Source organism: Latilactobacillus sakei (assembly GCA_002953655.1).
In the GTDB taxonomy this organism is placed as follows: domain Bacteria; phylum Bacillota; class Bacilli; order Lactobacillales; family Lactobacillaceae; genus Latilactobacillus; species Latilactobacillus sakei_A.
In genome coordinates, this window is sequence record CP025839.1 from 1544962 (window position 1) to 1568970 (window position 24009).

General features: G+C 40.9%; 18 protein-coding genes and 1 tRNA gene. 3 read left to right on the forward strand and 16 right to left on the reverse strand.

The genetic code is table 11. The features are described 5' to 3' along the window. Nucleotides 1-8: 8 nt before the first annotated feature. The 9 genes from C0213_07725 to C0213_07765 form a co-directional block, all read right to left on the reverse strand. Entirely contained in the window at nucleotides 9-2669 is a 2661-nt protein-coding gene (locus C0213_07725) for a DNA polymerase I (protein ID AUX12311.1), read from the reverse strand. A gap of 122 nt (nucleotides 2670-2791) precedes the next feature. Then, a complete protein-coding gene (locus tag C0213_07730; protein ID AUX12312.1) occupies nucleotides 2792-3283 on the reverse strand; it encodes an HTH domain-containing protein in 492 nt (163 codons plus the stop codon). A 468-nt stretch (nucleotides 3284-3751) separates the two neighbouring features. After that, entirely contained in the window at nucleotides 3752-4642 is an 891-nt protein-coding gene (locus tag C0213_07735) for a hypothetical protein (GenBank protein ID AUX12313.1), read from the reverse strand. Between the two features lie 192 nt (nucleotides 4643-4834). Further along, complete coding sequence (locus C0213_07740; protein AUX12314.1) at nucleotides 4835-5896, reverse strand: cell surface protein; 1062 nt, start codon at nucleotides 5894-5896, stop codon at nucleotides 4835-4837. Nucleotides 5897-6127: 231 nt separating this feature from the next. After that, a complete protein-coding gene (locus C0213_07745) occupies nucleotides 6128-6598 on the reverse strand; it encodes an SsrA-binding protein (GenBank protein AUX12315.1) in 471 nt (156 codons plus the stop codon). 8 nt (nucleotides 6599-6606) lie between these two features. Then, a complete protein-coding gene (gene rnr / locus C0213_07750; GenBank protein ID AUX12316.1) occupies nucleotides 6607-8961 on the reverse strand; it encodes a ribonuclease R in 2355 nt (784 codons plus the stop codon). Between the two features lie 15 nt (nucleotides 8962-8976). Further along, complete coding sequence (locus C0213_07755) at nucleotides 8977-9735, reverse strand: lipase (GenBank protein ID AUX12317.1); 759 nt, start codon at nucleotides 9733-9735, stop codon at nucleotides 8977-8979. Between the two features lie 112 nt (nucleotides 9736-9847). After that, nucleotides 9848-10084 carry a preprotein translocase subunit SecG gene (locus C0213_07760; protein ID AUX12318.1) on the reverse strand — a complete coding sequence of 79 codons (237 nt, stop codon included), beginning with the start codon at nucleotides 10082-10084 and terminating at the stop codon, nucleotides 9848-9850. 79 nt (nucleotides 10085-10163) lie between these two features. After that, the gene (locus C0213_07765) at nucleotides 10164-11738 is read right to left on the reverse strand and encodes a ClC family H(+)/Cl(-) exchange transporter (GenBank protein ID AUX12319.1); all 1575 of its coding nucleotides are present in this window, start codon (nucleotides 11736-11738) and stop codon (nucleotides 10164-10166) included. A 157-nt stretch (nucleotides 11739-11895) separates the two neighbouring features. On the opposite strand from C0213_07765, the gene C0213_07770 reads away from it, so the two are divergent. Further along, nucleotides 11896-13329 carry an amino acid permease gene (locus C0213_07770; GenBank protein ID AUX12320.1) on the forward strand — a complete coding sequence of 478 codons (1434 nt, stop codon included), beginning with the start codon at nucleotides 11896-11898 and terminating at the stop codon, nucleotides 13327-13329. A 456-nt stretch (nucleotides 13330-13785) separates the two neighbouring features. Here C0213_07770 and C0213_07775 read toward each other — a convergent pair whose 3' ends face one another. The 7 genes from C0213_07775 to C0213_07805 all read right to left on the reverse strand — a co-directional run bounded on the left by C0213_07775 (nucleotide 13786) and on the right by C0213_07805 (nucleotide 21591). Next, the gene (locus tag C0213_07775) at nucleotides 13786-14943 is read right to left on the reverse strand and encodes a hypothetical protein (protein AUX12321.1); all 1158 of its coding nucleotides are present in this window, start codon (nucleotides 14941-14943) and stop codon (nucleotides 13786-13788) included. A gap of 17 nt (nucleotides 14944-14960) precedes the next feature. Further along, nucleotides 14961-15848 (reverse strand): multidrug ABC transporter, encoded by an 888-nt coding sequence (locus C0213_07780; GenBank protein ID AUX12831.1) that lies wholly within the window; start codon nucleotides 15846-15848, stop codon nucleotides 14961-14963. Beyond that, nucleotides 15838-16224: a GntR family transcriptional regulator gene (locus tag C0213_07785; protein AUX12322.1), complete on the reverse strand. Its 387-nt coding sequence runs from the start codon at nucleotides 16222-16224 to the stop codon at nucleotides 15838-15840. The genes C0213_07780 and C0213_07785 overlap by 11 nt, the downstream gene beginning before the upstream one ends. Nucleotides 16225-16348: 124 nt before the next feature. Beyond that, entirely contained in the window at nucleotides 16349-17113 is a 765-nt protein-coding gene (locus tag C0213_07790) for an esterase (GenBank protein AUX12323.1), read from the reverse strand. A gap of 262 nt (nucleotides 17114-17375) precedes the next feature. Further along, nucleotides 17376-19067 (reverse strand): arginine--tRNA ligase, encoded by a 1692-nt coding sequence (locus C0213_07795; GenBank protein AUX12324.1) that lies wholly within the window; start codon nucleotides 19065-19067, stop codon nucleotides 17376-17378. 263 nt (nucleotides 19068-19330) lie between these two features. Then, nucleotides 19331-21271, reverse strand: coding sequence for an ABC transporter ATP-binding protein (locus C0213_07800; GenBank protein ID AUX12325.1), 1941 nt, complete (start codon nucleotides 21269-21271; stop codon nucleotides 19331-19333). Between the two features lie 246 nt (nucleotides 21272-21517). Next, nucleotides 21518-21591, reverse strand: a tRNA-Gly gene (locus C0213_07805). A 131-nt stretch (nucleotides 21592-21722) separates the two neighbouring features. On the opposite strand from C0213_07805, the gene C0213_07810 reads away from it, so the two are divergent. Both C0213_07810 and C0213_07815 read left to right on the forward strand, forming a co-directional pair. After that, nucleotides 21723-21929, forward strand: coding sequence for a hypothetical protein (locus tag C0213_07810; GenBank protein ID AUX12326.1), 207 nt, complete (start codon nucleotides 21723-21725; stop codon nucleotides 21927-21929). Nucleotides 21930-22283: 354 nt separating this feature from the next. Next, nucleotides 22284-23876: an amino acid:proton symporter gene (locus tag C0213_07815; GenBank protein ID AUX12327.1), complete on the forward strand. Its 1593-nt coding sequence runs from the start codon at nucleotides 22284-22286 to the stop codon at nucleotides 23874-23876. The last annotated feature ends 133 nt before the right edge of the window (nucleotides 23877-24009 follow it).

Below are 24009 nucleotides of genomic sequence, written 5' to 3' on the forward strand. Positions count from 1 at the left end.
CCGTCACCTTATTTCTTAATATCGTACCAAGTGGGGCCAAAACCACTTTCAACTTTCAATGGCACCGCTAATTTAACGGCTGAGTCCATCACACTTGGGACCAATTTTTGTAAGATTGGTATTTCTTCAGTTGGTGCTTCAAAAATCAATTCATCGTGTACTTGTAGTAACATTCTGGCTTGTAAGTTCGCCTTTTTCAATTCTTGTTGCATTAAAATCATCGCCACTTTAATAATATCCGCAGCACTACCTTGGATTGGCGTGTTCATCGCTGTCCGTTCTGCAAAAGAACGAAGGTTAAAGTTTTTAGCGTGAATATCTGGTAAATAACGACGCCGGTGGAAAAGCGTTTCGACATAGCCTTCTTCACGCGCTTTTTTTACAATATCCACCATGAATTGTTGGACACCTGGATATTGTTCGAAATAAGCGTCGATAAAGCGTTTGGCTTCTTGCCGCGAAATGCCGATATTTTGAGATAACCCATAATCGCTAATCCCGTAGACAATCCCAAAATTCGTAGCCTTGGCTTGGCGTCGCATATCGGGTGTCACTTCATCAGCACTGTCTAACCCAAAGATCTTCATCGCTGTATTCGCGTGAATATCCCGATCTTCCTTGAAAGCTTCTTGCATATTGGCATCTCCTGAAATATGTGCCAATACCCGTAATTCGATTTGTGAGTAATCAGAAGCAAACATTTGCCAATCTGGGTGACTTGGAACAAAAGCTTGGCGAATCTTGCGACCTTCTGCCAAACGAACTGGAATATTTTGTAGGTTAGGATCAACTGACGATAGACGACCGGTTTGCGTCAAGGTTTGTAAATAACGCGTATGGACTTTGTTATCTTGATGAATTGATTTCAATAGTCCTTCAACATAGGTTGATTGAATCTTGGCGATTTGGCGATAATCCAAAATGGTTTGAACAATCGGTGCATCCTGCCGTAATTGTTCAAGCACATCAACAGCGGTTGAATAGCCTGTCTTCGTTTTCTTAATGACTGGTAAGCCCATTTTTTCAAATAAAATGACCCCCAGTTGCTTAGGTGAGTTAATGTTGAAGGTTTCGCCAGCTTCCGCGTAAACTTTTTCTTCCAAAATCTTCAAGGTTTGGCTGAATTCTGAGCCCATTTGTTGGAGGCGACTGGCATCGACCCGAATCCCGGTTATTTCCATCTGTGCCAATACAAGGGCCAATGGTAATTCCATATCAGTAAAGAGATCGAATTGTTGATGTTCCTTCAATTGTTCTTCAAGTTGTGGTTGTAAATGATAAATGGCCGCCGCTTTTTGAACAAGATGTTGATACAACAAGGCGGGTTCAGTTGGGACAGCCCGTTTGGCACCTTTCCCATAAACGGCCTCGTCGGTTTGCACATTTTGATACTCGTGTAAATTAGCAACCGTTCCTAAATCATTACTATTATTCGTCGTCTTCAGTAAATAAGAAGCCAATAATAAATCAAAATCAACGCCCGCTAAATGCACCCCTAATCGATTAGCTGCCACTTGTGTCCGTTTGACATCAAAGACCGCTTTAGGATAGCTAGCATCTTCCAACCAATCCTTCAATACTGGTTCCGCTAGTAGCGCAACATCATCACTGACATACCAATGATCTGGTGCACCGATGTAAAAACCAATTAAATCGGCAGTATGGTAATTATCGGTTAACATTTCAACCCCGAAGGCAACCGGTGTTTTAATCGCTTGAACCGTTTCTAAATTATCCAACGTCAAAACGGTATATTGATAGTTTTCTGCCGGTTCAGCCACTTCGGGGGTCACGTTTAGCTGCTTTAAAAAGTTTTGAAAGTTCATCGCTTGGTAAAAAGCAATCAACATATCAATATTGGGGCCTTCATACGTGATGTCCGCTAACTGTGTTTCAATGGGGGCATCGCGTAAAATCGTCGCCAATTTTTTACTCATGAAGGCTTGATCACGATCTTCAATTAAATGTTCCTTCATCTTGCTCTTTTTCATTGCATCAACATTTTCGTAGACGCCTTCAATACTCCCAAATTCTGTTAAGAGTTTCAGGGCCGTCTTCTCGCCGACCTTTGTGACACCCGGATAATTATCGGAAGTGTCGCCCATCAAACCTTTTAAGTCTACGATTTGACTAGGTGCTAAGCCTAATTTTTCTTTGACGTGTGCTGGCGTGTAGGCTTCTGTATCGTTGACACCTTTGACCGTGATGTTGACAGTCGTTTTGTCCGTCGTTAACTGCGTTAAATCGCGATCTCCCGTTACAATATTGACGACAAAGCCGTCTTGTTCTGCTTGGCAGGCTAACGTCCCGATAATATCATCAGCTTCATAGTTCGCTAATTCAGCCGTCTGAATACCATAAGCGTGCAATAGTTCCTTGATATATGGAAACTGTTCTGTCAATTCTGGTGGTGTCTTAGAACGCCCACCCTTATAATCGGCAAATTGTGCCGTTCTAAAAGTTGTTTTGCCCGCATCAAAGGCCACTAAAACATGTGTTGGTTCAAATCGTTTCAAGATAATATCGAGCATATTTTTAAACGCATAAATGGCGTTGGTATGTAACCCATCTTGATTGGTAAAACTATCTAACACTTGGTGCATCGCGTAAAAAGCCCGGAATGCAACACTATTACCATCAATTAATAATAAACTTTTTTGAGAACCCATCGTGTTCCTCCTAAATTCGTAAAGTCGCTTCCTCTATTCTAACAAAGAAAAGCAAGAGCGGATACTGATTTGACCGTACAAAAAAAGGAATCTGGTAAAAAAGTTACCAAGATTCCTTTACTTTATTTTGCTTCTGGCCGATTAAGGTTCATTGACACCATTCGTTCAAAGATTTCTTTACTTTGACCGATAGTAGCATCAACTTTATCCTTGCCCACTTCGTTTTTAAGATCGTTGTATAGATCTAAATAGTAGTAAAGCAAGTGATTGTAAACTTGTAATCCTTTTTCAGTTAAATGTACCCGACGAATCCGTTGATCTTTTTCATCTGATTGTTCAGCGATAAAAGCCATCTTTCGTAATGAACGACATTGGCGTGAAATTGCAGAACGACTAACTTGCATCTTATCTGCTAAAGCACTATTAGTTGTTTCGTTATTGTTATTCTTAATCTCGTGCATCACTAAGAATTGATCAAATGATAATCCATATTTTTGACTTTCTCGGTTCATCGATTCGCTCAAATTATTGATGAGCCAACGATATAATCCTGCGAATTCCATAAAATCGGACCATGAATCACCGATTAGGTCGGACTTATTAGTTGCATCCATGTTTTTCCTCCTATATGTCACTGCCTCGCCACTCATCCATAACTAAGACGACTTACCACAATCTGTTCACTTACTTTAAATAAATAAAAATAAAGTAATCAAAACATAATTTATTCATCTTATACTATGAATTCAGTTGATTAAGCAACATTCCTTTAATTAAACTTCAACTCACTATGACTTAAAGCGTTATAAACAGTTTATAGTATTAAAAACTATATTTCAACCAACTTCCCTCAACTTAATAAAAAGATTAGTGTCGTTGACTATTTTGAACATTATTCACTTTAATATTTAGCAACAATATCAATATTTTTATAATTATTAATAATTGCGTCAAAAATTCATATCTGATTTGATATATTTTAAGCCAGTTCCTTGTTCAATAGCGGGTTAATAACCCATACTGGTTATCTTCTAACAACTAAATATAATATTAATATTTTTATTTTAACCATTAATAACTAACTAGACTTCATTAGGAAGCGTCACAGTAAAAGCAAGAACCTGATGGGTCAAATCCCACAAATTAACTGTAATCGATTGGGGGATAAGGCCATCAGTATCATAGTGACAGCTAGCTTCATATTTGAATTCGGTTTCAGCTTGCTTTTTACTCAAAATAATTCGTGTGGCTAATTGTTCAAAATCGTCTAACGAATAATGCGTCCCTACTGGTTCCCCTGGCACTTGAACATTATTTAGGACCAAGCGATAATGGTTATTTTGATAAATGCTATACAATTGATTTACCCGTGCTTGATTATTCATCATCAAGTAATTCATTTGGGGGCGATCACCATGATTCAAATGTGCTGTACCAGTAAATAATAACCCATCAATATTATCGCCTTCTGAAAGCGTAAAACGAAAAGGCAACAAATGTGTGCGATGATACAAATTAATTTTTTGTCCAGCTACCTTTACATAGTCGTGGCTCACTAAATCATAACCTGGCGTATAAGCCCGTTTACGCTGTTCATCACTGCGCTTAACGATACCGGTTTGAACCATTGCTTGCCGAGCCCTTAACATGCCGGTCGTCAGAAGCGCAATGGCCCCAATAGGTCGTCCTTGTGGCATTTCAGCGACCAATACATCACCAAGGACACCAGGTTTATCTAATTGATTCATGGTCTGTTCAAAATGAACTGCTGTTATGTAGCGATACTTGACTTGCGCGCTATCCAAAAGTGCTTGGTTCTGGCTAGTATCATCCACTTCATCCTGGCCACTGTGATGGCGTACAAATTGGTATAGTGCATAACCTAACCAAATGACGGCCGCAGCCTCCATTAAGGGTTGCTGCCACCATTTCCCAAGGTTATACAAAAGCAGCATTCCTAAATATTTTTTCATCAACTATCCTTTTAAACGAGATTATAAGCCTTAAAATAAATCATAATGAAGCATATACCAGTTTATAGTATTAAAGAACATGTTTCAACAGACATATTATTAAATTAAGTAAAATTTTGCTAAATAGACTATTAATGAGCTGAAATGCCCTTTTTTTACTAAAAAAACAGCCCTAACTAGGCTGCTTTAAATTTATTTAATAATCGTAATTGCAATATGACGCCGTCCCCAACTGACGCATTGGGCAACACTTGGGAAGTGAACATCAATAATGTGGCCCTTAATGGCACCACCCGTATCACCTGCAATTGCATAACCATAGCCCGGCACCAAAACAAGCGAATTTAACGGAATAACTTTTGGATCAACAGCAATACAATTAGGGTTTTTCACCAAATCAATGCCCGTTGCGCCGTAGCGACTTAAGCCTGGTTCTGCCGTTGAATAAGCCGTCGCTTGCACTTCAATTGTCTGTCCGGGCTTTCCTTTGGCAGCAGCAGCTAGCGCGGCTTGTTGTTGATTATTGACTGCTGATAATTTTTGGTTAGCAGCTTTAGCGGCAGCCTCATTTTTCGCCTTAGCAGCGGCTTTAGCTTGTTCTTCAGCTTCTCGTTTTTGTTCTTCAATCTTCTTTTTACTAATATCAGCAAGTTGTTTTTGACTCTGGCTCAAGTCTTTTTTCATCTGATCGACTTGCTTTTGTAAATCAGCCGTTTGCTGGTCTAAATCCTTTTTTTGTTTGTCTAAAGCGGCCTTACTTTCTTCTAAGTGTTTTTGAATCGTCACCATTTTCTGATAACTAGTTGCTAAATCAGTCATATTTTGATTATCCGCATCTTGTAGAATCGTCAAAGTGTAGACGCGACTAAATAGATCACTCAATGAATCAGCCGATAATAAAGTATTTAAGACATCCCGATTATCTTCTGATTTTTGTAATGCCTGCAAGTGGGCCTTGGCATAATCTTTTCGTTCCGCCAATTCCTTTTTTTGAGCCGCTAAAATCGTTTCGGCCTTATTAATATGTTCTTCATTTTCTGTAATTTTCGTTTTTAATTGATCAACTTCTTGATATTTAGTATTCACTTTGGTTAACGTACTTTGAATTTTACCGTTGATCGTATCGATACTTTTTTGTGTTTGATCTTCTTGTTGTTTTAATTCACTAAGACTGGCAGCGCCGACTGGTCCTGCTGTCGTCACAATAATCATCAGCCCTGTCAAAATCATTAAACCAATTTTCTTGAATTGCATCTTGCTTAAGCCCCCCTACGTTATCGCTATCCCAGATTAATTATACAGAATAACGATGGTTAATGCTATTACGTTTTAGTATTAACTATTACAAATTTCTCGTCAAGAAAATAAAGGTGTCTGTTTAGTTCACTTCAACCCCCTATAGTAATGATTACAGCGTAATCCTTCAAGTTTTTTTACAACACTAACTAAAAAAGAGGTCGGACAATATCGTCCGACCTCTTTTAATTAACGTTTTCGTAGTGCTCTTGCCATTTCACGATCTTGTTCCTTACGCTTGAGTGTTTCTCGTTTATCGTATTCCCGTTTCCCTTCACCAACGCCGATTAAGACCTTAGCAAAACCGTGTTTTAAATAAACCCGTAACGGAACAATTGTAATCCCTTTGTCCTTGGTCAAAGCACCAATTTTAGCAATTTCTTTCTTGTGTAACAATAATTTTCGGTTACGCAATGGATCATGGTTAAATTGGTTACCTTGTTCATAAGGACTGATGTGGACATTTTCCAGATAAGCTTCGCCCTTGCGAACGCGCGCAAACCCATCACGCAAACTAATTTTTCCCTTACGCACCGATTTAATCTCGGTCCCGGTTAAAACTAATCCTGCTTCAAATGTCTCCAGGATATTGTAATCATGCCCAGCTTTTTTGTTTTGAGCGATTAAGTTAGCTGGTTTTTGTGGATGTTTTTTTGCCATTCAATCACCTACTTTTTAAAAGTACGTTTTTGTGAGTCCTTTTTAGCCACTGGTCGTCTTGGATGACTGTTTTTCTTTTGGTCACCACGTCGTTGACCGCCTTTTTCATGGTCTCTTGGGCGAGTTGGGCGCTTAGGTCTTGCTTCTATCTTACTCAAAATTTCAGCAGAAGCCAAGGGAACTTCCTCGCTTGCTAATAATTCGAAGTCTACAGAATGTGCGTCTAAGTCAACATTAGCGACTTTAACCCGTACTGGTTGGCCAATTCGGAACATTTTATGGGTTCTTTCACCCACTAAAGCCAATTGACTTTCAACGAAGCTATAGTAATCATCTTTCATTTGAGAGATGTGTACAAGCCCTTCAACCGTACTTGGTAAGGCGATAAACATCCCGAAGCTTGTCACAGAACTAATAACAGCATCATATTCATTACCAACCTTATCAAGCATGTATTCAGCTTTCTTAAGGTCAACAACTTCACGTTCCGTATCAATTGAGCGTCGTTCTTCAAGTGATGTTTGTTCAGCGATGGGTTGTAACTTAGGTGCCCATTTTTCTTTTTCTTCAATCGTCATGCCATTTGTTGCATAACTATGAATTAAACGGTGAACCATTAAATCCGGGTAACGACGAATTGGTGATGTGAAATGCGTATAGAATTCAGCAGCCAAGCCAAAGTGACCCAGTGATTCATCTGAATAATGCGCTTGTTGCATACTTCTTAATAGCATTGTTGTAATAATAGGTTGTTCAGGTTGACCTTCAATTTGTGTCAAGACTTCTTGTAACATCATTGGCGTTACTTTTTTGCTTGAACCTTGAACTTGAATGCCATAAGCGGTGATAAATTCGAAAAAGTTCTTCATCTTATCAGCATCTGGTGTTTCATGAATCCGGTATAAGAAAGGTGCATTAGCCGTGCTGTAATGTTCGGCAACAGTTTCATTTGCAGCCAACATGAATGATTCGATCATGCGTTCTGAAAGACCGCGTTGCCGTAATTCGATATCGATTGCCTTACCGTTTTCATCAACGATGATTTTAGCTTCGTCTTCTTCAAAGTCGATTGCGCCACGATTATGACGTTTCTTCAAGAGGATTTCGTGTAATTCAGCCATTGTTTCAAACATTGGCACCAAACGTGCATATTGGTCACGTAAGTCAGCATCTTGGTCCGTCAAAATCTTATTAACATTGTTATAAGTCATTCGCGCAGTTGATTTGATAACACTTGGGAAAATGTTGTGATCGACCACGTTCCCATGTTCGTCAATTTCCATTTCACAAGTTAAGGCCAATCGTTCAACGTCTGGGTTCAATGAACAAATCCCGTTAGAAAGACGGAATGGTAACATTGGAATCACGCGATCAGTTAAGTAAGTACTTGTCCCCCGTTCGAGCGCTTCAGCATCTAATGGGGAACCTTCGGTAACATAATAACTAACGTCGGCAATATGCACGCCTAAGTAGAAGTGTCCATTGTCCAATTGACGGACATTAACAGCATCATCAAAATCTTTTGAATCGTCGCCATCGATGGTTACAACTGGTTGGTCGGTTAAATCTTTACGGCCAAACTTATCTGTTTCTAAAACAGTATCTGGAATGGCTTCTGATTGTAGTCGAACTTCTTCTGGGAAATCTGTTTTAATATCATGTTGGTAAACAATTGATAAAACATCAACCCCAGGATCGTTTTTATTCCCTAAGACTTGTTTGGCAATCCCACGCATTTGGCCAGGGGTATCGATACTTGGGTATGACGTAATATCGACTTGCACCATGTCCCCTTTTTGAGGGTGTAAACCGTTATCTGTTAAGTAAATTAAATAGCTGCTTAATTTTTTAGCATGGCTTTGAATGTAACCAATTAAGCCGGTTTTTTCTTTTTGGATATCTGAATAAGGCATGAATTCGCCGACGATTTCTTCAATCCCCCGCGTAATCACTTTAGCCACTTTTCCTTCAGGACCGCGGCGGCTGTTTTCTTCTGCTTCTTTGATGATGGCCACTTCAACAGTATCACCATTCATTGCGAAGTTTGTGTTTGGTGGGGCGATAAAAATATCGGGATCACTTGGTTCTTTATCAACCATTGAGACGAAACCAAAACCCCGATCGTTGGCGTGGAAAACCCCTTCGACTAAGCGTTGGCTAGCTGGTAATCTGAATTTACCGGCATCATCCATTAAAAGGTGCTTGTCCCCTTCTAATTCGGCTAATACTTTCACTAAATCCTTGAACCCTTGTGAGCCGGCCACACCGGTTCGTTCACTAATTTCTGATACGTTTAATTGTTGCGTTTCATCTGCTGCAAAAATGGCTAAGATGGCAGCTTTCATTTGGTCAACTTGTGTCAAATCAACACCTCTTCCTTATTTCTTATAACGTTTAATAAATACTTCAACATCTGCTTCTAATTGGTGGTGCGCCCGATCAACCGTAATCACGTGACCGGCATTGTCATACCAGTGATAATCAACTGGTGTTTGTTGTGCTTCTAAGCGTTGTTTTAATGCTGATGCACCGTTAGGATCAATCACTTGATCTTGACCACCTTGACCGATAAAGACTGGCTTATCACCAATCTGATCTAAATCGGCGGTGACTAACGCGCTAAAATCAGCGATTGCTTGTAGTTGTTGTGGTAATTGTTGCTTAATCTTAGCCAATTGAACGGCTTGATCAGCGGCCGTTTTTTCGGTCATCTGATAAAGGCGTTGCGCATAGCCCATAAATAGCGGTGCTAGTTTATCAGTTGGTCCTTCCAGTACTGGCGCGCTAAAAATACCGCCACCAATCACCGCTGGCATCGTTTCGATTGCGCGCATCGCGAACAATCCACCCAATGACAAACCAAACACAAATAGTGGTTTCTTGGCAGCAACTTGTAACTTCTGAATGGCAGCCGTTGTATCCGCCCACCAAGCTTGAACATTCCCTTTTTCTAAGATGTCGAGTGGTTCAAAAGTGGCGTGCCCTGTAAAGTGCGGTGCAAGCACACTGATTTGCTGTTTCTCTAAAAAACGGCCCATCATATGAACATCATTAGCGCTCCCTGTATAAGCGTGCAATAAGACTACGCCAACTGGGCCACTATCATAATAGTAAGGTTGTGGTAACCGATACTGCATTCAAACCCGCCTCCAGTACTTGACCGATTTAATTCATTTAAAAAGGTCTCCTGCTATTTGAACAGGAGACCGCATCAACGTTCTTATTAGAATTCGATCCGTCCTACTTGCTTTAGTGTGATGATAAATAAACTAATGCAATTGCAAAGACGAAAAATAAAGTTCCGAGGACCACTGTTACCTTCTGCATGAAGGCTTCAAATCCTCTAGCCTTTTGCTTACCAAATAAGTCACCAGATCCACCTGATAAAGCACTCAATGCATCTTGTTGTTTACTTGGTTGCATCATGACTGCTATCACAATCAAGATTGAATCGATTAATAATAAGTTCAGGATAAGATTTTCCAACCTAACTCCCTACCTTTCTATCTACACTGTCTTTTAATACTTTAGCATAAAAAGTAGTTAATCACCACTTTTTTATCAATTATTTCACGAGATTCTCATCCGCTTTTTTTAAGGTTTGAGCGGCGGCTTCAATCTGTCGGCGCACGGTTGCTCGCAAGTGATGATCGGTTAAAATCACCAGGGTATCGCCCGCGCGAATTAGTGTATCACCATGCGGAATCAATTCCGCTTCGCCACGGCGCACGGCAATTAACAAACAAGTCTCCGGCCAAGCAACATCGCGGACTTGATGATCTTCCAATGGTGCCCCCGCAAAAATTGGCACTTCTAGACGATCTTTAAATTGCGCCATATCCTGCTTAGGTTGACCGACCAGGCGTTGTAACAATGATGCGTAAATCGGTGCCCCGCCCATCAAATCAACCACGACATACGCGACTAACGATAAAATGGCCAGTGGCATCAGATGGGTGAGGGTCCCGACCATTTCGGTCACCAGTAAAATCGCCGTAAAAGGTGCTTTACCAATGCCGGCAAAGTAACCACCCATCGCAAAAATAATCAAGTTGGGCACATAAACCGGTGCTAACCAGCCCAGTTGAACCATTACCAAGCCATAGACGGCCCCAATTAATGCCCCTAACGATAAGATAGGCAAGAAAATGCCACCCGGCAAGCCAGAACCATACGAAATCATTGAGAAAACAAATCGCAAAACGAGTAACAATGCCACGGTTGCTAAAGTTGGCACTTGTTGCCCTAATTGTGTGATCAAACCGTTCCCCCCACCTAAGACTGTTGGCCACAGATAACCGATGGGCAATACAAGGACTAATGGCAATAAACCCCAATAATATTTAGGCACTGGCAAGCGCTTGTAAAACTGCGGTAGCCAAAGCAACGTTTTTTGATAAACATAGCCTAACAACCCAAGCACAATCCCTAAGAGAACCAAGTGCCAGTACTGATTAATCGGTAAGTTGTGCGTATACGTAATATGCAACGTCGGTGTTAACCCGAAGAAATTTAATGAAATGAAGTTCGCCCCAATTGCACTGGTCAATGCGGTTAACCAGACAAGTGGGGAAAAATTATGATAGATTTCCTCCAACACGAAAAAGGTCCCAGCAATTGGTGCATTAAAGGCAGCCGATAAACCAGCCGCCGCTCCACCGGCAATTAAAATGCGGCGGTCAGCACCATGATCATCTAAGCGGTCCGCAACGCCTTGACCGACTGCTGCCCCTAATTGAATTGAGGGGCCTTCCCGTCCTAGAAATAATCCTGGGGCAATACTTAAAATACCACCAACAAATTTCCGCCAAAGAATCGACCACCAAGCTAGTTCAAATTCACCTTCTAGCTGCCCTTCCACTTGGGGAATCCCCGAACCACTGATATTAGGTTCTTTTTTCAAAAATTGAGCGACTATTAAACCAATCACGATATTCGTGCCGATTAACCACAACCAGTTAAGCGGGTGGGTCTGCAAACTTTGATAAAGCCTAATCGTTAACGCTAATCCCTTTTCAATTGCTAGTCGAAAAAGACTGACTACTAAGCCTGTTACACCACCAACTAATAATCCCTTCAAAATAAAAATAAAGCGGGTTTTATTGAAGCGGCTGGCACGTCTAATTCGTCCGTTTTCCAATAGTGTTCATCCTCCTGTGACTTTTCTTTATCTTATTATAAGCTATAAATCCCGGAACTGCTTAAACGATTTTTTTCACAAATACCTTAATTTAGGATTGCCATTTGATTAAATTTCGATTATATTCAAAGTATACTCATAAAAGGAGGTTGCACATATGCAATCTAAATCGAAACAGCTCCGTTGGTATAATGTTGCACTTATTGCCTTTGTAGCGGTTTGGGGTCTTGGTAATGTGGTTAATAACTACGCACAACAAGGCCTCTCCGTTATTACGTCTTGGATTTTAATCATGCTCTTATATTTCGTTCCTTACGCATTAATCGTTGGTCAATTAGGTTCTACTTTTAAAGATGCTAACGGTGGTGTTTCTTCCTGGATCAAAGCGACAAGTACTAAGCGGCTTGCTTACTACGCCGCTTGGACTTACTGGGTGGTTCACATCCCTTATCTTGCGCAAAAGCCACAAGGGATTCTGATTGCGCTCAGTTGGCTTTTCAAGGGTAACGGGAACTTTGTCAACACGATTTCATCAATGGCCGTTTCGGTCATCTGTTTGGCCCTTTTCTTACTCTTCTTATGGTTATCATCGCGCGGAATCGCAACCTTGAACCGGATTGGGAGTATTGCCGGGACGGCCATGTTTGTCATGTCAATTCTCTTCATCATTCTCGCAGTTTCAGCGCCTTTTATGACAAAAGGCGCCCACATTGCCACACCAGACATGGGTAATATCAAAACGTACATTCCTAAGTTCGATGTTAACTATTTCACAACCATTTCAATGTTAGTATTCGCGGTTGGTGGTGCTGAAAAGATTTCACCTTACGTTAACAATACTAAAAATGCCGCTAAAGAATTCCCTAAAGGGATGTTAGTCTTAGCCGGCATGGTGGCCTTTTGTGCCATCCTAGGCTCATTTGGGATGGGTATGTTATTTGATTCAAACCATATCCCAACTGATTTAATGGCTAATGGTGCTTATGAAGCCTTCCGCCGTCTTGGTGTTTTCTACCACGTTGGGCCACTCTTCGTTATTCTTTATGCCTTAGCAAATACGCTCGCACAAGTGTCAGCTTTAGCCTTCTCAATTGATGCCCCACTCAAAATTTTATTGGGTGATGCCGATAGCAACTTCATTCCTAAAGGCCTTTCAAAACTCAACAAAAAAGGCACCCCAACTAAAGGTTATATGTTAACTGGGGTCCTCGTTGGTCTCTTGATTATCGTGCCTGCCTTAGGGATTGGTAACATGAACGAACTTTACAACTGGTTATTAAACTTAAACTCAGTTGTCATGCCACTTCGTTACCTCTGGGTATTCTTAGCTTATATCCTCTTAAATAAACAACTTAAAAAATTCACGTCAGAATATCACTTTACTAAGAACCCTAAAATCGGCTTAATCGTCGGTAGTTGGTGTTTCTTCTTCACCGCCTTTGCTTGTTTGATGGGCATGATTCCTAAGCTTTCATACGCTGCTAACCCTTCAACATGGTGGTTCCAATTAAGCTTAAACATCATCACACCAATCATCTTCATTGCGCTAGGTATGATCTTACCAGCAATCGCAAGAAGACAAAAAGCATAGAAGTGGTTTTCATAGCGTTTATACTCCGAGGATTAGCCTAACAAGGCGAATAATTGGTGCAACCAATTGTTTGACTTGTGTAGCTAAACGCAGGCGTATGCTATGAAAAGCACGTTACCATCTGAGTGCTATATAAAGCCGATTACGTTCCGAGCATTAGCCTAGTGTCGTGAATAAGCGACTTCAGTCGATTGTTTGCGATACGTAGCTAAGCACAGGAAGTTGCCTTTAAGCGCACGTTATCAACTCTAATCACAACCAAAAAAGGAGCTGAGACAAAAGTAATTTTGTCTTCAGCTTCTTTTTCGATATCCGAATATTGATGGTATAAACGTGTTCTATAAGTCATATCCTTCCGGTTAACCCTGAATGTCAAACGATTGCTTGCAGCAATCATTCGCCATTCTGTGTTAATCCTCAGGACATGCCCGACTTATGGCACACTCCCGTTTTTTATTAACTTAATCTTCTATTTTTAAATCGTTGCCATGGTCGCTCTGTATAAAGCCAACCGATAATCCCGATAATGACAATATTACGTAAGATGACCCACAGTAAGACTATTTTTTCATGGTTGGCTAATAGTTCATAAGGTTGGCGACTGAAAATACCATTCATCCCAAACAACCACGCCAAATATAATGTACCGATAACAACCAGCGGCTTTTTAAAACCAGCAATTTGGACCAGTTGGTTCTTATTTTCAAGTGATAAGCGTTTATAAATCCAAGCGCCACCCCATAACAATAGACAAGTTACTACGAACAAACCAATGATTAACCCAATTTGTTGTTGGTTACGATACAACCGGTATTGCCCATCACCCATTGTTAATAACTTAGTGAGTAACCCGCCATTACTATCAGGGTTAACACCATACTGTTCACTTCCTCGACTCATTACAAAACGTCGCGTGTCACTCATACTAGGAATAGCGAAAGAGAGTGAACAAATAAAACCAAAACTACCAATTAATAACGTTGGTAACTTACCAATTAGTAATCCAATTAAACAACCGATTGTAAAAATCCCTAACATTAAAACAAGGCTGCCAATCTCACGTTGGATTAGCGTTGGGATATTTAGCTGAACGTATGGCGCGCCAATTTTTAACTTCAGAATTGCATAGTAGATAACATCTCCTATCAACAGACTACTTAATAATGTTCCGATTCCATAGCCCAATTTCGTCCAGTATAGCCGTCGCCGCGAACTCTCTAAACTAAACAAGAACGTATCAAAATTAGTCCGTCGATCATTGGCAAATGTTAAGAGCCCTGCACCAAAAACAATCATTATTAGCACGATCATCGTTGGTGAATAAATCATAAATCCTGACTCGTAAGTCTGTTCAAAAACTGGATTAGCTTCTAATCTATAAGCCTCTAATGATTGTTTTTTGGGATGGCCTTTACGATCTTCTTGTAAATATGACTTTGGATGTTGCTTAAAATCTTTAATAAACTGTTCCGAATGATAGTATTGATCCGATGATTGCCATCTATCAACAACAGTCATACTTCTCATCCCTTGCAGCCCAACAATCATCACAAACAAACCGATCAAGTATTTCCAATAGCGTAATTGCATGATTTTCATTAACTGTTTTTGCATTTTTACTGCCTCCACTTCTAAACGAAGACTTGATAGTCTTGTTCGTTAATTAAGTTTGCTTCGAAAACATCTTCCAATGTAATCGGTAGTGCCTCGCATAAAACAGGGTCCAGTGCAGCCAACTCCTGTGCAAGTACATCTGTATAGTCTGGGAAATAAACAACCATCACGCGCCCTGAAACATTTAATAACCGCCCTTTTTCTTTTACTAGTGCTGGAATCTCGTTGGTTTTTAATACCAGTTGCAACTTCCGTGCTGTTTGGCGGAGTGTTTCTAAGCGATAATCGTGACTAATTGTCCGCTCCTTTAAAATCAGTGTCCGGTCAATCAAGGGTTCTAATTCTGCTAGATTATGTGATGTAATCAGCAGTGAAAATTGTTGTTCACCAACTTGATCGAGCAATAGCCGAATCACATTTTTACGAATAATGACGTCTAAGCCATCGAATGGTTCATCCAACAAAATGTACCGTGCATGACTACTGATAGCTAAAATAATATTGAATAAGCCCCGCATCCCTTTTGATAATTGCCGATAATTTTGTTTGAGTGGTAAGCGATACTGCGCTAATAAAGTAGTCAGCTGATTTTCATCAAACTGCGGGTAGGCTTGTTGGTAAAAGCGGCCAATCTGTAATAACGTCAAATTTTTGAAAAATAAGTGATCTTCGTCTAAATAAAAAATTTGGGTCCGCAAGCGACGATCTTCATCGATTGAAACTTGATCAATCAAAATCTGACCACCATCCAATAAATAATGACCGGCGATACTTTTTAGCAATGTCGACTTACCGGCACCGTTGCGGCCGACCAATCCCAAGATTTCCCCCGGTTCTTGTTCAAAACTAATCTCTTCTAGAATTGATTTTTGATCAATTCGTTTATGTAACTTGTTAATTGTCAGCATCTTTTGGACCCCTTTCAAATTGTGCGGTTAACCATTCACGCATCTCAGCCTCTGAAACGTTTAAATAAACAGCTTCTAAAACGAGTTCTTGTAATTGCGCCTTCAGTTGGGCGATTTTAACATTATCCCGGTCGGTCGCTTGGTGTTCAGCGATGTAAGTGCCCCGGCCTTTAACCGTCACTATAATGCCTTGCACTTCTAACAATTTATAGGCCTTGCTTACCGTGTTCGGGTTCATCATTAATTGCCGCGCCATTTCTCGAACCGATGGAATTTGTTCACCCGGTTTTAAAATTCCCTGAAGGACTTGTTCCTTAATCAATAAAATAATCTGTTCGTAGTACGGTTTAGCGCTTGTTTTATCAATCATCATCGCCTTGGCGCCTCCTTTAAATCAATCACTGTATTACAGTGTACTATTATACGTAGTACACTCTCGAAGTCAACCAAAAAAAAGACGCTCACCAAAATTATTCGTTTTGATGAGCGTCTTTTTGTTATTCAGATTTTATTTTTAAATGCGTTGCAAAAAAGTCGGTAATCGTCGTCATTAAGGCGGGTTGCACTAAATGGCGCTCTCCTTGCCCCGTCATAAACGTCACGTTTTGCGCATACGGTTGCCCTTTTATTTGTCGTTCAAAATCAGCCATTTGGTTGTAGGGGATCCGTTCATCCTCGGTACCATGCCAAAATAAAACGGGGCGATTCGCGAGTGCATTCGGTTGTTGCGTTAAATCATAGGCTGTTAGCCAACTCGTCAACAAGCCCAGATCAGCCGGTTGTTGTAAGCCGTGCTGCCGAACATTATCGCGGACCAAGCGTGCATAGGTCAAAGGGGCTGGCGAGCCCATAATACAAGCCGCTACTTTAATTTCTGGCTGTTTCGTCAATAAAGCCGCCGTGGTCATGCCACCCATGGAAACACCACCCACACCAATTAAATCGGCTTTAATCAGGTGCAGTTGCTGCCAATAATCGACGATTAAACTAAATTCCGCGAGATTAGTCTGAATGCTCTGCCAAAAAGTCCATGACGGAATTTCTGATACTGGCTGCAGCCGTTCACCATGATTAAGCGCGTCTGGTAATACGACGCGCATCCCAGCTTGCGCTAATTTACGCGCCTGTGTCAGGACTAGTTCCTTAGCTGAACGCCAACCATGATAATAAATGACTAACGGTAATGGCTGGTGGCGCATGGTTTCTTCAACAACTTCTAATACCGGAATCCCCTTAATCTGCCGCTTTAATACAAGTGCCATCCCAAAATCCCCCTTTTGAAAAGTTCACCATAACTATAGCGAATTATGAAGGAAAAGTCGCGTGTGGTGTATCCAAAAAGAGGGCCAGACAAAATTAATTTGTCTGGCCCTCTTTAATCACCAACACCCGGTTGCTGGTGATTTTGAAACGTGCTTTCATTAACAGCTTTTTGCGCTTTGCTACGTATCGCAAATAATCGGCTGAAGCCGCTCATTCACGACACTAGGCAAGTGCTCAAAAGCTACCCGTTAATGACGCACTTTACATTTCTTTTGGTGCTTGGACGCCTAATAGGTCTAGGGCTGTTTCTAAGACGATGCTGACACTCTTCACTAATGATAGACGAGCGTTTCTTTGGTCGTCGTCTGCCAAAATCTTAGAGTTAGCATAGTATTTGTTAAATGCTTTTGCTAAACGTAATGCGTATTTAGCGACGATTGATGGTTCATATTCTTTGCTTGCGCGTGCAATCACTGCTGGGAAGTTGCTTAACATCTTCAAGACGTCCCAAGCGTTATCGTCAGCAACCACTAATTGATCGTCGACAACGACTTCTTGGTTAGCTTTTCTCAAGATACTTTGCGCACGTGCATTTGTATATTGCACGTAAGGACCTGTTTCACCTTCAAAACGAACCACTTCTTCTAAGTCAAAGTCGAAGTTGTCTAAACGATCATTCTTCAAATCGTGGAAGATAACAGCGCCAATCCCAACTTGTTTAGCAACTTCTTCACGGTTAGGTAAATCTGGGTTCTTCGCTTCAATTTGAGCGCCAGCTAATTTAACAGCATCGTTTAAAACTTCTTCTAACAGAATCACACGACCACTACGAGTTGATAATTTCTTACCACCTTGTGTGATTAAACCAAATGGAATGTGATGGATTTCGTCTGACCAGTCGTTACCCATTTCTTTTAAAACAGCCTTCAATTGGTTGAAATGTTCCCGTTGTTCGCCACCCACGACGTACAATGATTGTACAAAGTTATAAGTGTCATGACGGTACATTGCAGCTGCCAAATCACGTGTCATATAAAGTGTGGCACCATCTGATTTTTTAATCAAAGCAGGGTTTAAGTTATAAGCTGTTAAGTCAACGATTTCAGCACCGCGACTTTCTTGTAGTAAGCCTTTTGATTCGATTGCTTCTACCACGGCATCCATCTTATCGTTATAGAAAGCTTCGCCGTTATATGAATCGAATTCGACACCCAACATGTCATAAATCTTTTGGAATTCCTTCAATGATTCACTTCTGAACCATGACCAGAGTTGTGTTGCTTCTTCATCCCCGGCTTCTAACTTCCGGAACCATGCACGCGCTTCGTCGTCTAGTTCTGGATGTTCAACGTCTTCTTGATGGAACTTAACGTAATATTTTAAAAGGTTTGTGATCGGGTCTTCTTTGACTTCTTCTTCACTCCCCCATTTTTTGTAGGCCACGATTAATTTACCGAATTGTGTGCCCCAGTCGCCCAAGTGATTGATTTTGATTGGGTTGAATCCAACTTTCGTCAAAATCTTAGCAATTGAGTTCCCGATAACAGTTGAACGTAAATGCCCCATTGAAATTGGTTTAGCGATGTTAGGTGATGACATATCGATTGGCACGTTACCACCATGACCTAAATCACTTTCACCGTATTTAGCAGCTTCTGTTAAAACGGTCTTCAAGATTTGGTCACTAAAAGCAGCTTTGTCTAAGAAGAAGTTGATGTAAGGGCCGTTGGCAACGACTTTTTCAAAGCCAGCAACGTCCATTTGATCGACTAAATCTTGGGCGATTTGTTGTGGTGCCTTCCGTAATGTTTTCGCTAAGATGAATGTTGGGAATGCATAATCACCCAAATCTGATGTCTTAGGTGTTTCGATGAGTTGTGCGACCTTGTCTGCTGGTAAACTGTCGCCTAAAACGCTAGTTAATGCTGTGACAACTTGTTGTTTAAAATCCATGTTAATAGCCTCCTTAAATTTTCGAACAAAAAAAGTCCCTTCCAAATAAATGAAAGAGACGAGAATTCCCGCGGTACCACTCTGATTGATCAATCGATCCACTCAATAGTATGCAATTGTTCAACCAAAAGTGCGCCGCATCAGCTTGATTATCCGGCTTCCACCAACCCCGGACTCGCTATTAATCGCTGCTAACACTATTCTTTTGACTGTTCTAACTTGACTCCTAGTATATAGAAGTCCCGTTGACATTTCAACCCCAATTATTCAGCTGCTAAGGCTTCGATTGGGTCTAATTTAGCGGCTTTGCGTGATGGGGCAAGTGCTGCGAGTAAACTAATCACCACACTAATGACAATCCCAAAAATCACATAACCACTGGTAATTGCCACAATCGGCATGTGCGTCAATGGTTGCGCAACCACGTTAACCAATGCTTGACCACCCCAGGCAATTAAAGCCCCTAGAACACTTGAGAAAAGACCGATTAAGAATGCTTCTGATACGAATAGGTGGCGAATATCCTTTTTACGTGCACCGATGGCCCGTAAAATACCGATTTCTTTCGTCCGTTCTGAAACACTGATGTAAAGGACGACGATAATCATGATTGCTGAAACTAATAATGAAATCCCTGCAATCCCAGCTAAGACGTAGAAGGCTAGCATGAGGTACGTATTGATTGAATCTAAGATTGCACCAACACCGGTAATTTGGTAATCTTTTTGCGTTTTACCATTTACCTTACTGTCGTAAGCTTTGATTTTATTTTGAACCGCTTTGACGTTTTGCGTCTTATTCACCGTAACAGCGGCAAAGTTAGGTGCTAAATCTAAGTTTTGGGCTTGATACATCTTCTCTAAAGTGCCATAAGTAATGGCTTCAGTCCCGGAATTGATAATCCCTGAAACCTTCACATCTTGACGCATTTGAACGGGGCGTTGATCCTTGCTAATCGCATTGACGTATATCGTTACTGTCCGACCAACCATCTTCTTGTAATTTTTCTTATCTAATTTTTTGGCAGTTGCTTTGGTTAAAAGAACTTCGTTGGTGCCTGGTTTTGTCCCAGTTTTAATATCTTGAATCCGTTCCGTCTTGTTAAAAGTTTGGAACAATTGGATTGTTTCACTCTTCTTTTGATAGTGAACTTGGACCCCATTGGTATAGTAGCCCTTTTCAACCTTTGTCACGTCTTTAATCTTGTCAAAGCGTTTAATATCTTTATTAGCTAAATTCCCTTGGTCGCCATTTTCGATTTGCTTTTGGCTCACGTTACGAGCCACTTGAATCGTATTGGGGTTCACTTGGGATGATACCTGATCATTGATGTAGCCGGTTACCCCTTGGCCTAAGCCCAACATTAAAATCACTGAGAAAATCCCGATGGAGGCACCAAAAATGATTAACAAGTTCCGTTTAATGTCATAGCGCATATGTTGCATCGCCATTTTAAAAGCTGACATGAAACTCAACGGACTATTTTTCTTAGGTGAGGATTCTGCTGGTGCTGGATAAGCATCCTTGAGGCGCTTATCATAATCAATTTGCCCATCAACCATGTGGACAACACGTGTCCCGTAATCCGCAACAGCCTGCGAATGCGTCACGGCAATAACGAGTTTCCCATCTTCGGCAATTTTTTGTAAAATCGCCAAGATTTCAGCAGTATTTTGACTATCCAAGGCACCGGTTGGTTCATCGGCAATGATCACATCAGGATCGGCAGCTAATGCACGCGCGATAGCGACCCGTTGTTTTTGGCCCCCCGATAGTTGGTTTGGATGCTTATTGATATGTTCCTTTAGGCCAACTTGTTCTAATAAGACGGTTGCCTTTGCAACCCGTTCTTTATGCGATAAAGCGGTCATTTCAAGTGGCACCATGACATTTTCTAAGTTGGTTAAGTGACTGATTAAATTAAAACTCTGGAAAATGAAGCCAATTGTCTGACTACGATAAGCATCGAACTTCTTTTCAGAAGCATTCTTCAGTGATTCGCCATCAACAATTAATTCACCTTCATATTGATGATCCAAACCACCAATAATGTTCAATAACGTCGATTTACCGCCACCAGATTCCCCTAGGATCGACACAAATTCGCCCCGATCAAATTTAAGATTGATGCCTTTTAAAACTTTAAACGCTTCTTTATTCACATGATAGGACTTATGAATATCTTTGATCTCTAATAATGTCAATTGACTACGCTCCTACTACTTATAGTACCCCCAGCATCATGCCGCGGGGCTTTGCTCATAAAACTACTTTACCAAACCGACCTTAACAAACAATCAGTCTAAAGTCTTAAAAATGACGCGCTGTCATTTTATAAAAATCAGCTCTTCAAGATTGCATTATTATATCATCTTGCAGTTTATTTGGACAAAAAAAGAAGCCAGACCATCTTGGTCTAACTTCTTCAATATTTATTCAACTGTTATCCATGAAGCGAGTGACGGGAATCGGACCCGCGACGCAAGCTTGGGAAGCTTGAGTTTTACCACTAAACTACACTCGCATTACTCATTTATTGTAGCATAATCTCCTAGATTTGTGAATATTTTTTTGAAAAAATGATGCAATGACTTAACAGGTACCCTATCAATACTGTATACTAAAGCTAACAACTCAAAGATTGGAGTCCTATTGATGAAAGATTCTCAAGAAACATCGCAAGAACTTTCGGAATCATCGGCTTTTCATTGTCCAGCGTGCCAAGCCTGTATTGATTACGGTATCAAACGCTGTCCGAGCTGTCAGACTGCCATCTTTTATCGTGATATGTCTGAAACTTTCTGGAATGATCGTAAGATTAAGATGTTCAAACAAAGTGACGCAATTCACCACAATCACTAACTTAACTATAAATTAAACCTAGACATCACGCAGAAACTATTTTGTGTGATGTCTTTTTTAGTGCTTATGATTTTTTTAATGTCTAAACGTGTTCTATCAGTCATATTCCTGCGTTTAACGCCGAGAGGTAAACGGTGACTTCCAGTCACCATTCACCTCCCTCTGTTAATCCTCAGAATATCCCCGACTGATGACACACTCTTCTTTTTTAGTGTTTAAAATTTAATACCAACTTTTTTTGTAACCGCCATCACACTATTAAGGACACTACTGGCGCCTATTTTCGTTGCTAAAATTCATTTGTATACCACTTTGATGGTTGCTATAATAGCACACCATACACAGGAGGTCTTTATGCTAGAAAAGAACAAAATGAGTTTATTCAGCTTAGTCATGTTAGGACTGAGCTCAATCATCGGTTCCGGGTGGCTATTTGGTGCTTGGGAAGCAACCACTGTCGCAGGACCGGCTGCCATTATTTCATGGATTGTCGGCGCGATTGTGATTGGGGCGATTGCCTTTAACTACGTCGAACTGGGGACCATGTTTCCTGAAAGTGGTGGCATGAGCCATTATGCGCAATACAGTCATGGCTCATTATTAGGTTTTATCGCGTCATGGTCCAACTGGGTGTCGTTAGTCACGATTATCCCCATTGAGGCTGTCGCCGCTGTTCAATACATGAGTTCGTGGCCCTGGTCTTGGGCCAACTGGACAAACCGTTTCATGCATCATAATGAGATTTCAACCCGCGGTTTATTAGTCGTTTTTGCTTTTATCATTGTCTTTACCCTTTTAAATTTCTGGTCAGTTAAATTCTTGACCCGTTTCACGAGTTTCATCGCCATTTTTAAATTAGCAATTCCATTACTGACAATTATTATGTTAGTTTCAACTGGGTTCCATGCTGAAAACTTCGGCCATTCGGTAGCAACCTTTATGCCGTATGGTTCCGCTAAAATTTTTGCGGCAACCTCGATTTCCGGGATTATTTTTTCCTACAATGCCTTCCAAACGGTCATTAATGTTGGGAGCGAAATTCGGGATTCTAAACGCAATATTGGTCGCGGGATCGCTATTTCACTTGGTATTAGTATCGTCATCTACTTATTACTTCAAATCACCTTTATCGGGGCTGTTTCTCCCGCTTTAATCGCTAAAACCGGCTGGCATGGTTTGAATTTCCAATCACCATTTGCCGATTTAGCAATTTTATTAGGGATTCACTGGCTCGCTGTCCTATTATACTTAGATGCTTTTATCTCGCCATTTGGGACCGGCGTTTCATTTGTTGCATCCTGTGCCCGCACACTGGCGGCCTTGAAGCAAAATAAACATATGCCACCGATTGTCGGTAAGATGAACCACCAATATAATATCCCCAGAGTCGCCATGGCGATCAACGCCGTAGTCAGCATGTTGTTAGTTTCCGTCTTCAGAAGCTGGGGCACGCTTGCCAGCGTTATTTCGACGGCGACTCTGATTGCTTACTTGACCGGTCCGGTAACCGTGATGTCACTTCGGAAAATGGCCCCGGATATGAATCGCCCCGTCCATTCACCATGGATGAAAGTGATGGCGCCGTTATCCTTTGTCCTCGCTAGTCTTGCGACTTACTGGGCAATGTGGCCCACCACAATCAAGGTCATCGGCGTGATTATGCTTGGCCTACCATTTTATTTCTACTATGAATATCGAATTCATTGGGAAAATACCTGGTCCCAATTCAAAGGCAGTCTCTGGTTAATTATTTATTTAGCCTTGTTATCATTAATTTCCTTCCTTGGTAGCCGTGAGTTCAATGGTATCAACGTGATTCCTTATCCACTTGATTTCGTCTTGATTAGCGCCTTAGCCCTCATCTTCTATTATTGGGGTATTATCAGTCGCTTCTATTCAAAATACTTCTCACGCGCTAAACGCATCAATCAGGACGTTCAACTTTAAAAGAGTGTGTCATCAGTCGGAGTTGTCCCGAGGATTAACCGCAAGGATATGACTGATAGAACACGTTTAAGCTAAAAGAATGTGTCATCATTAAAAAAGAGATTGAAACCAAAATTATTTTTGTTTCAATCTC

Excerpts from the sequence above, each read along its gene's own strand:
- C0213_07810 (AUX12326.1), top strand. The coding sequence starts at position 21,723 with ATGAAAGATTCTCAAGAAACATCGCAAGAACTTTCGGAATCATCGGCT.
- C0213_07815 (AUX12327.1), top strand. The coding sequence starts at position 22,284 with ATGCTAGAAAAGAACAAAATGAGTTTATTCAGCTTAGTCATGTTAGGA.
- C0213_07785 (AUX12322.1), bottom strand. The coding sequence starts at position 16,224 with ATGATGATTGATAAAACAAGCGCTAAACCGTACTACGAACAGATTATT.
- C0213_07745 (AUX12315.1), bottom strand. The coding sequence starts at position 6,598 with ATGGCAAAAAAACATCCACAAAAACCAGCTAACTTAATCGCTCAAAAC.
- C0213_07725 (AUX12311.1), bottom strand. The coding sequence starts at position 2,669 with ATGGGTTCTCAAAAAAGTTTATTATTAATTGATGGTAATAGTGTTGCA.
- C0213_07770 (AUX12320.1), top strand. The coding sequence starts at position 11,896 with ATGCAATCTAAATCGAAACAGCTCCGTTGGTATAATGTTGCACTTATT.
- C0213_07740 (AUX12314.1), bottom strand. The coding sequence starts at position 5,896 with ATGCAATTCAAGAAAATTGGTTTAATGATTTTGACAGGGCTGATGATT.
- C0213_07730 (AUX12312.1), bottom strand. The coding sequence starts at position 3,283 with ATGGATGCAACTAATAAGTCCGACCTAATCGGTGATTCATGGTCCGAT.
- C0213_07795 (AUX12324.1), bottom strand. The coding sequence starts at position 19,067 with ATGGATTTTAAACAACAAGTTGTCACAGCATTAACTAGCGTTTTAGGC.
- C0213_07755 (AUX12317.1), bottom strand. The coding sequence starts at position 9,735 with ATGCAGTATCGGTTACCACAACCTTACTATTATGATAGTGGCCCAGTT.
- C0213_07735 (AUX12313.1), bottom strand. The coding sequence starts at position 4,642 with ATGAAAAAATATTTAGGAATGCTGCTTTTGTATAACCTTGGGAAATGG.
- C0213_07775 (AUX12321.1), bottom strand. The coding sequence starts at position 14,943 with ATGCAAAAACAGTTAATGAAAATCATGCAATTACGCTATTGGAAATAC.
- C0213_07790 (AUX12323.1), bottom strand. The coding sequence starts at position 17,113 with ATGGCACTTGTATTAAAGCGGCAGATTAAGGGGATTCCGGTATTAGAA.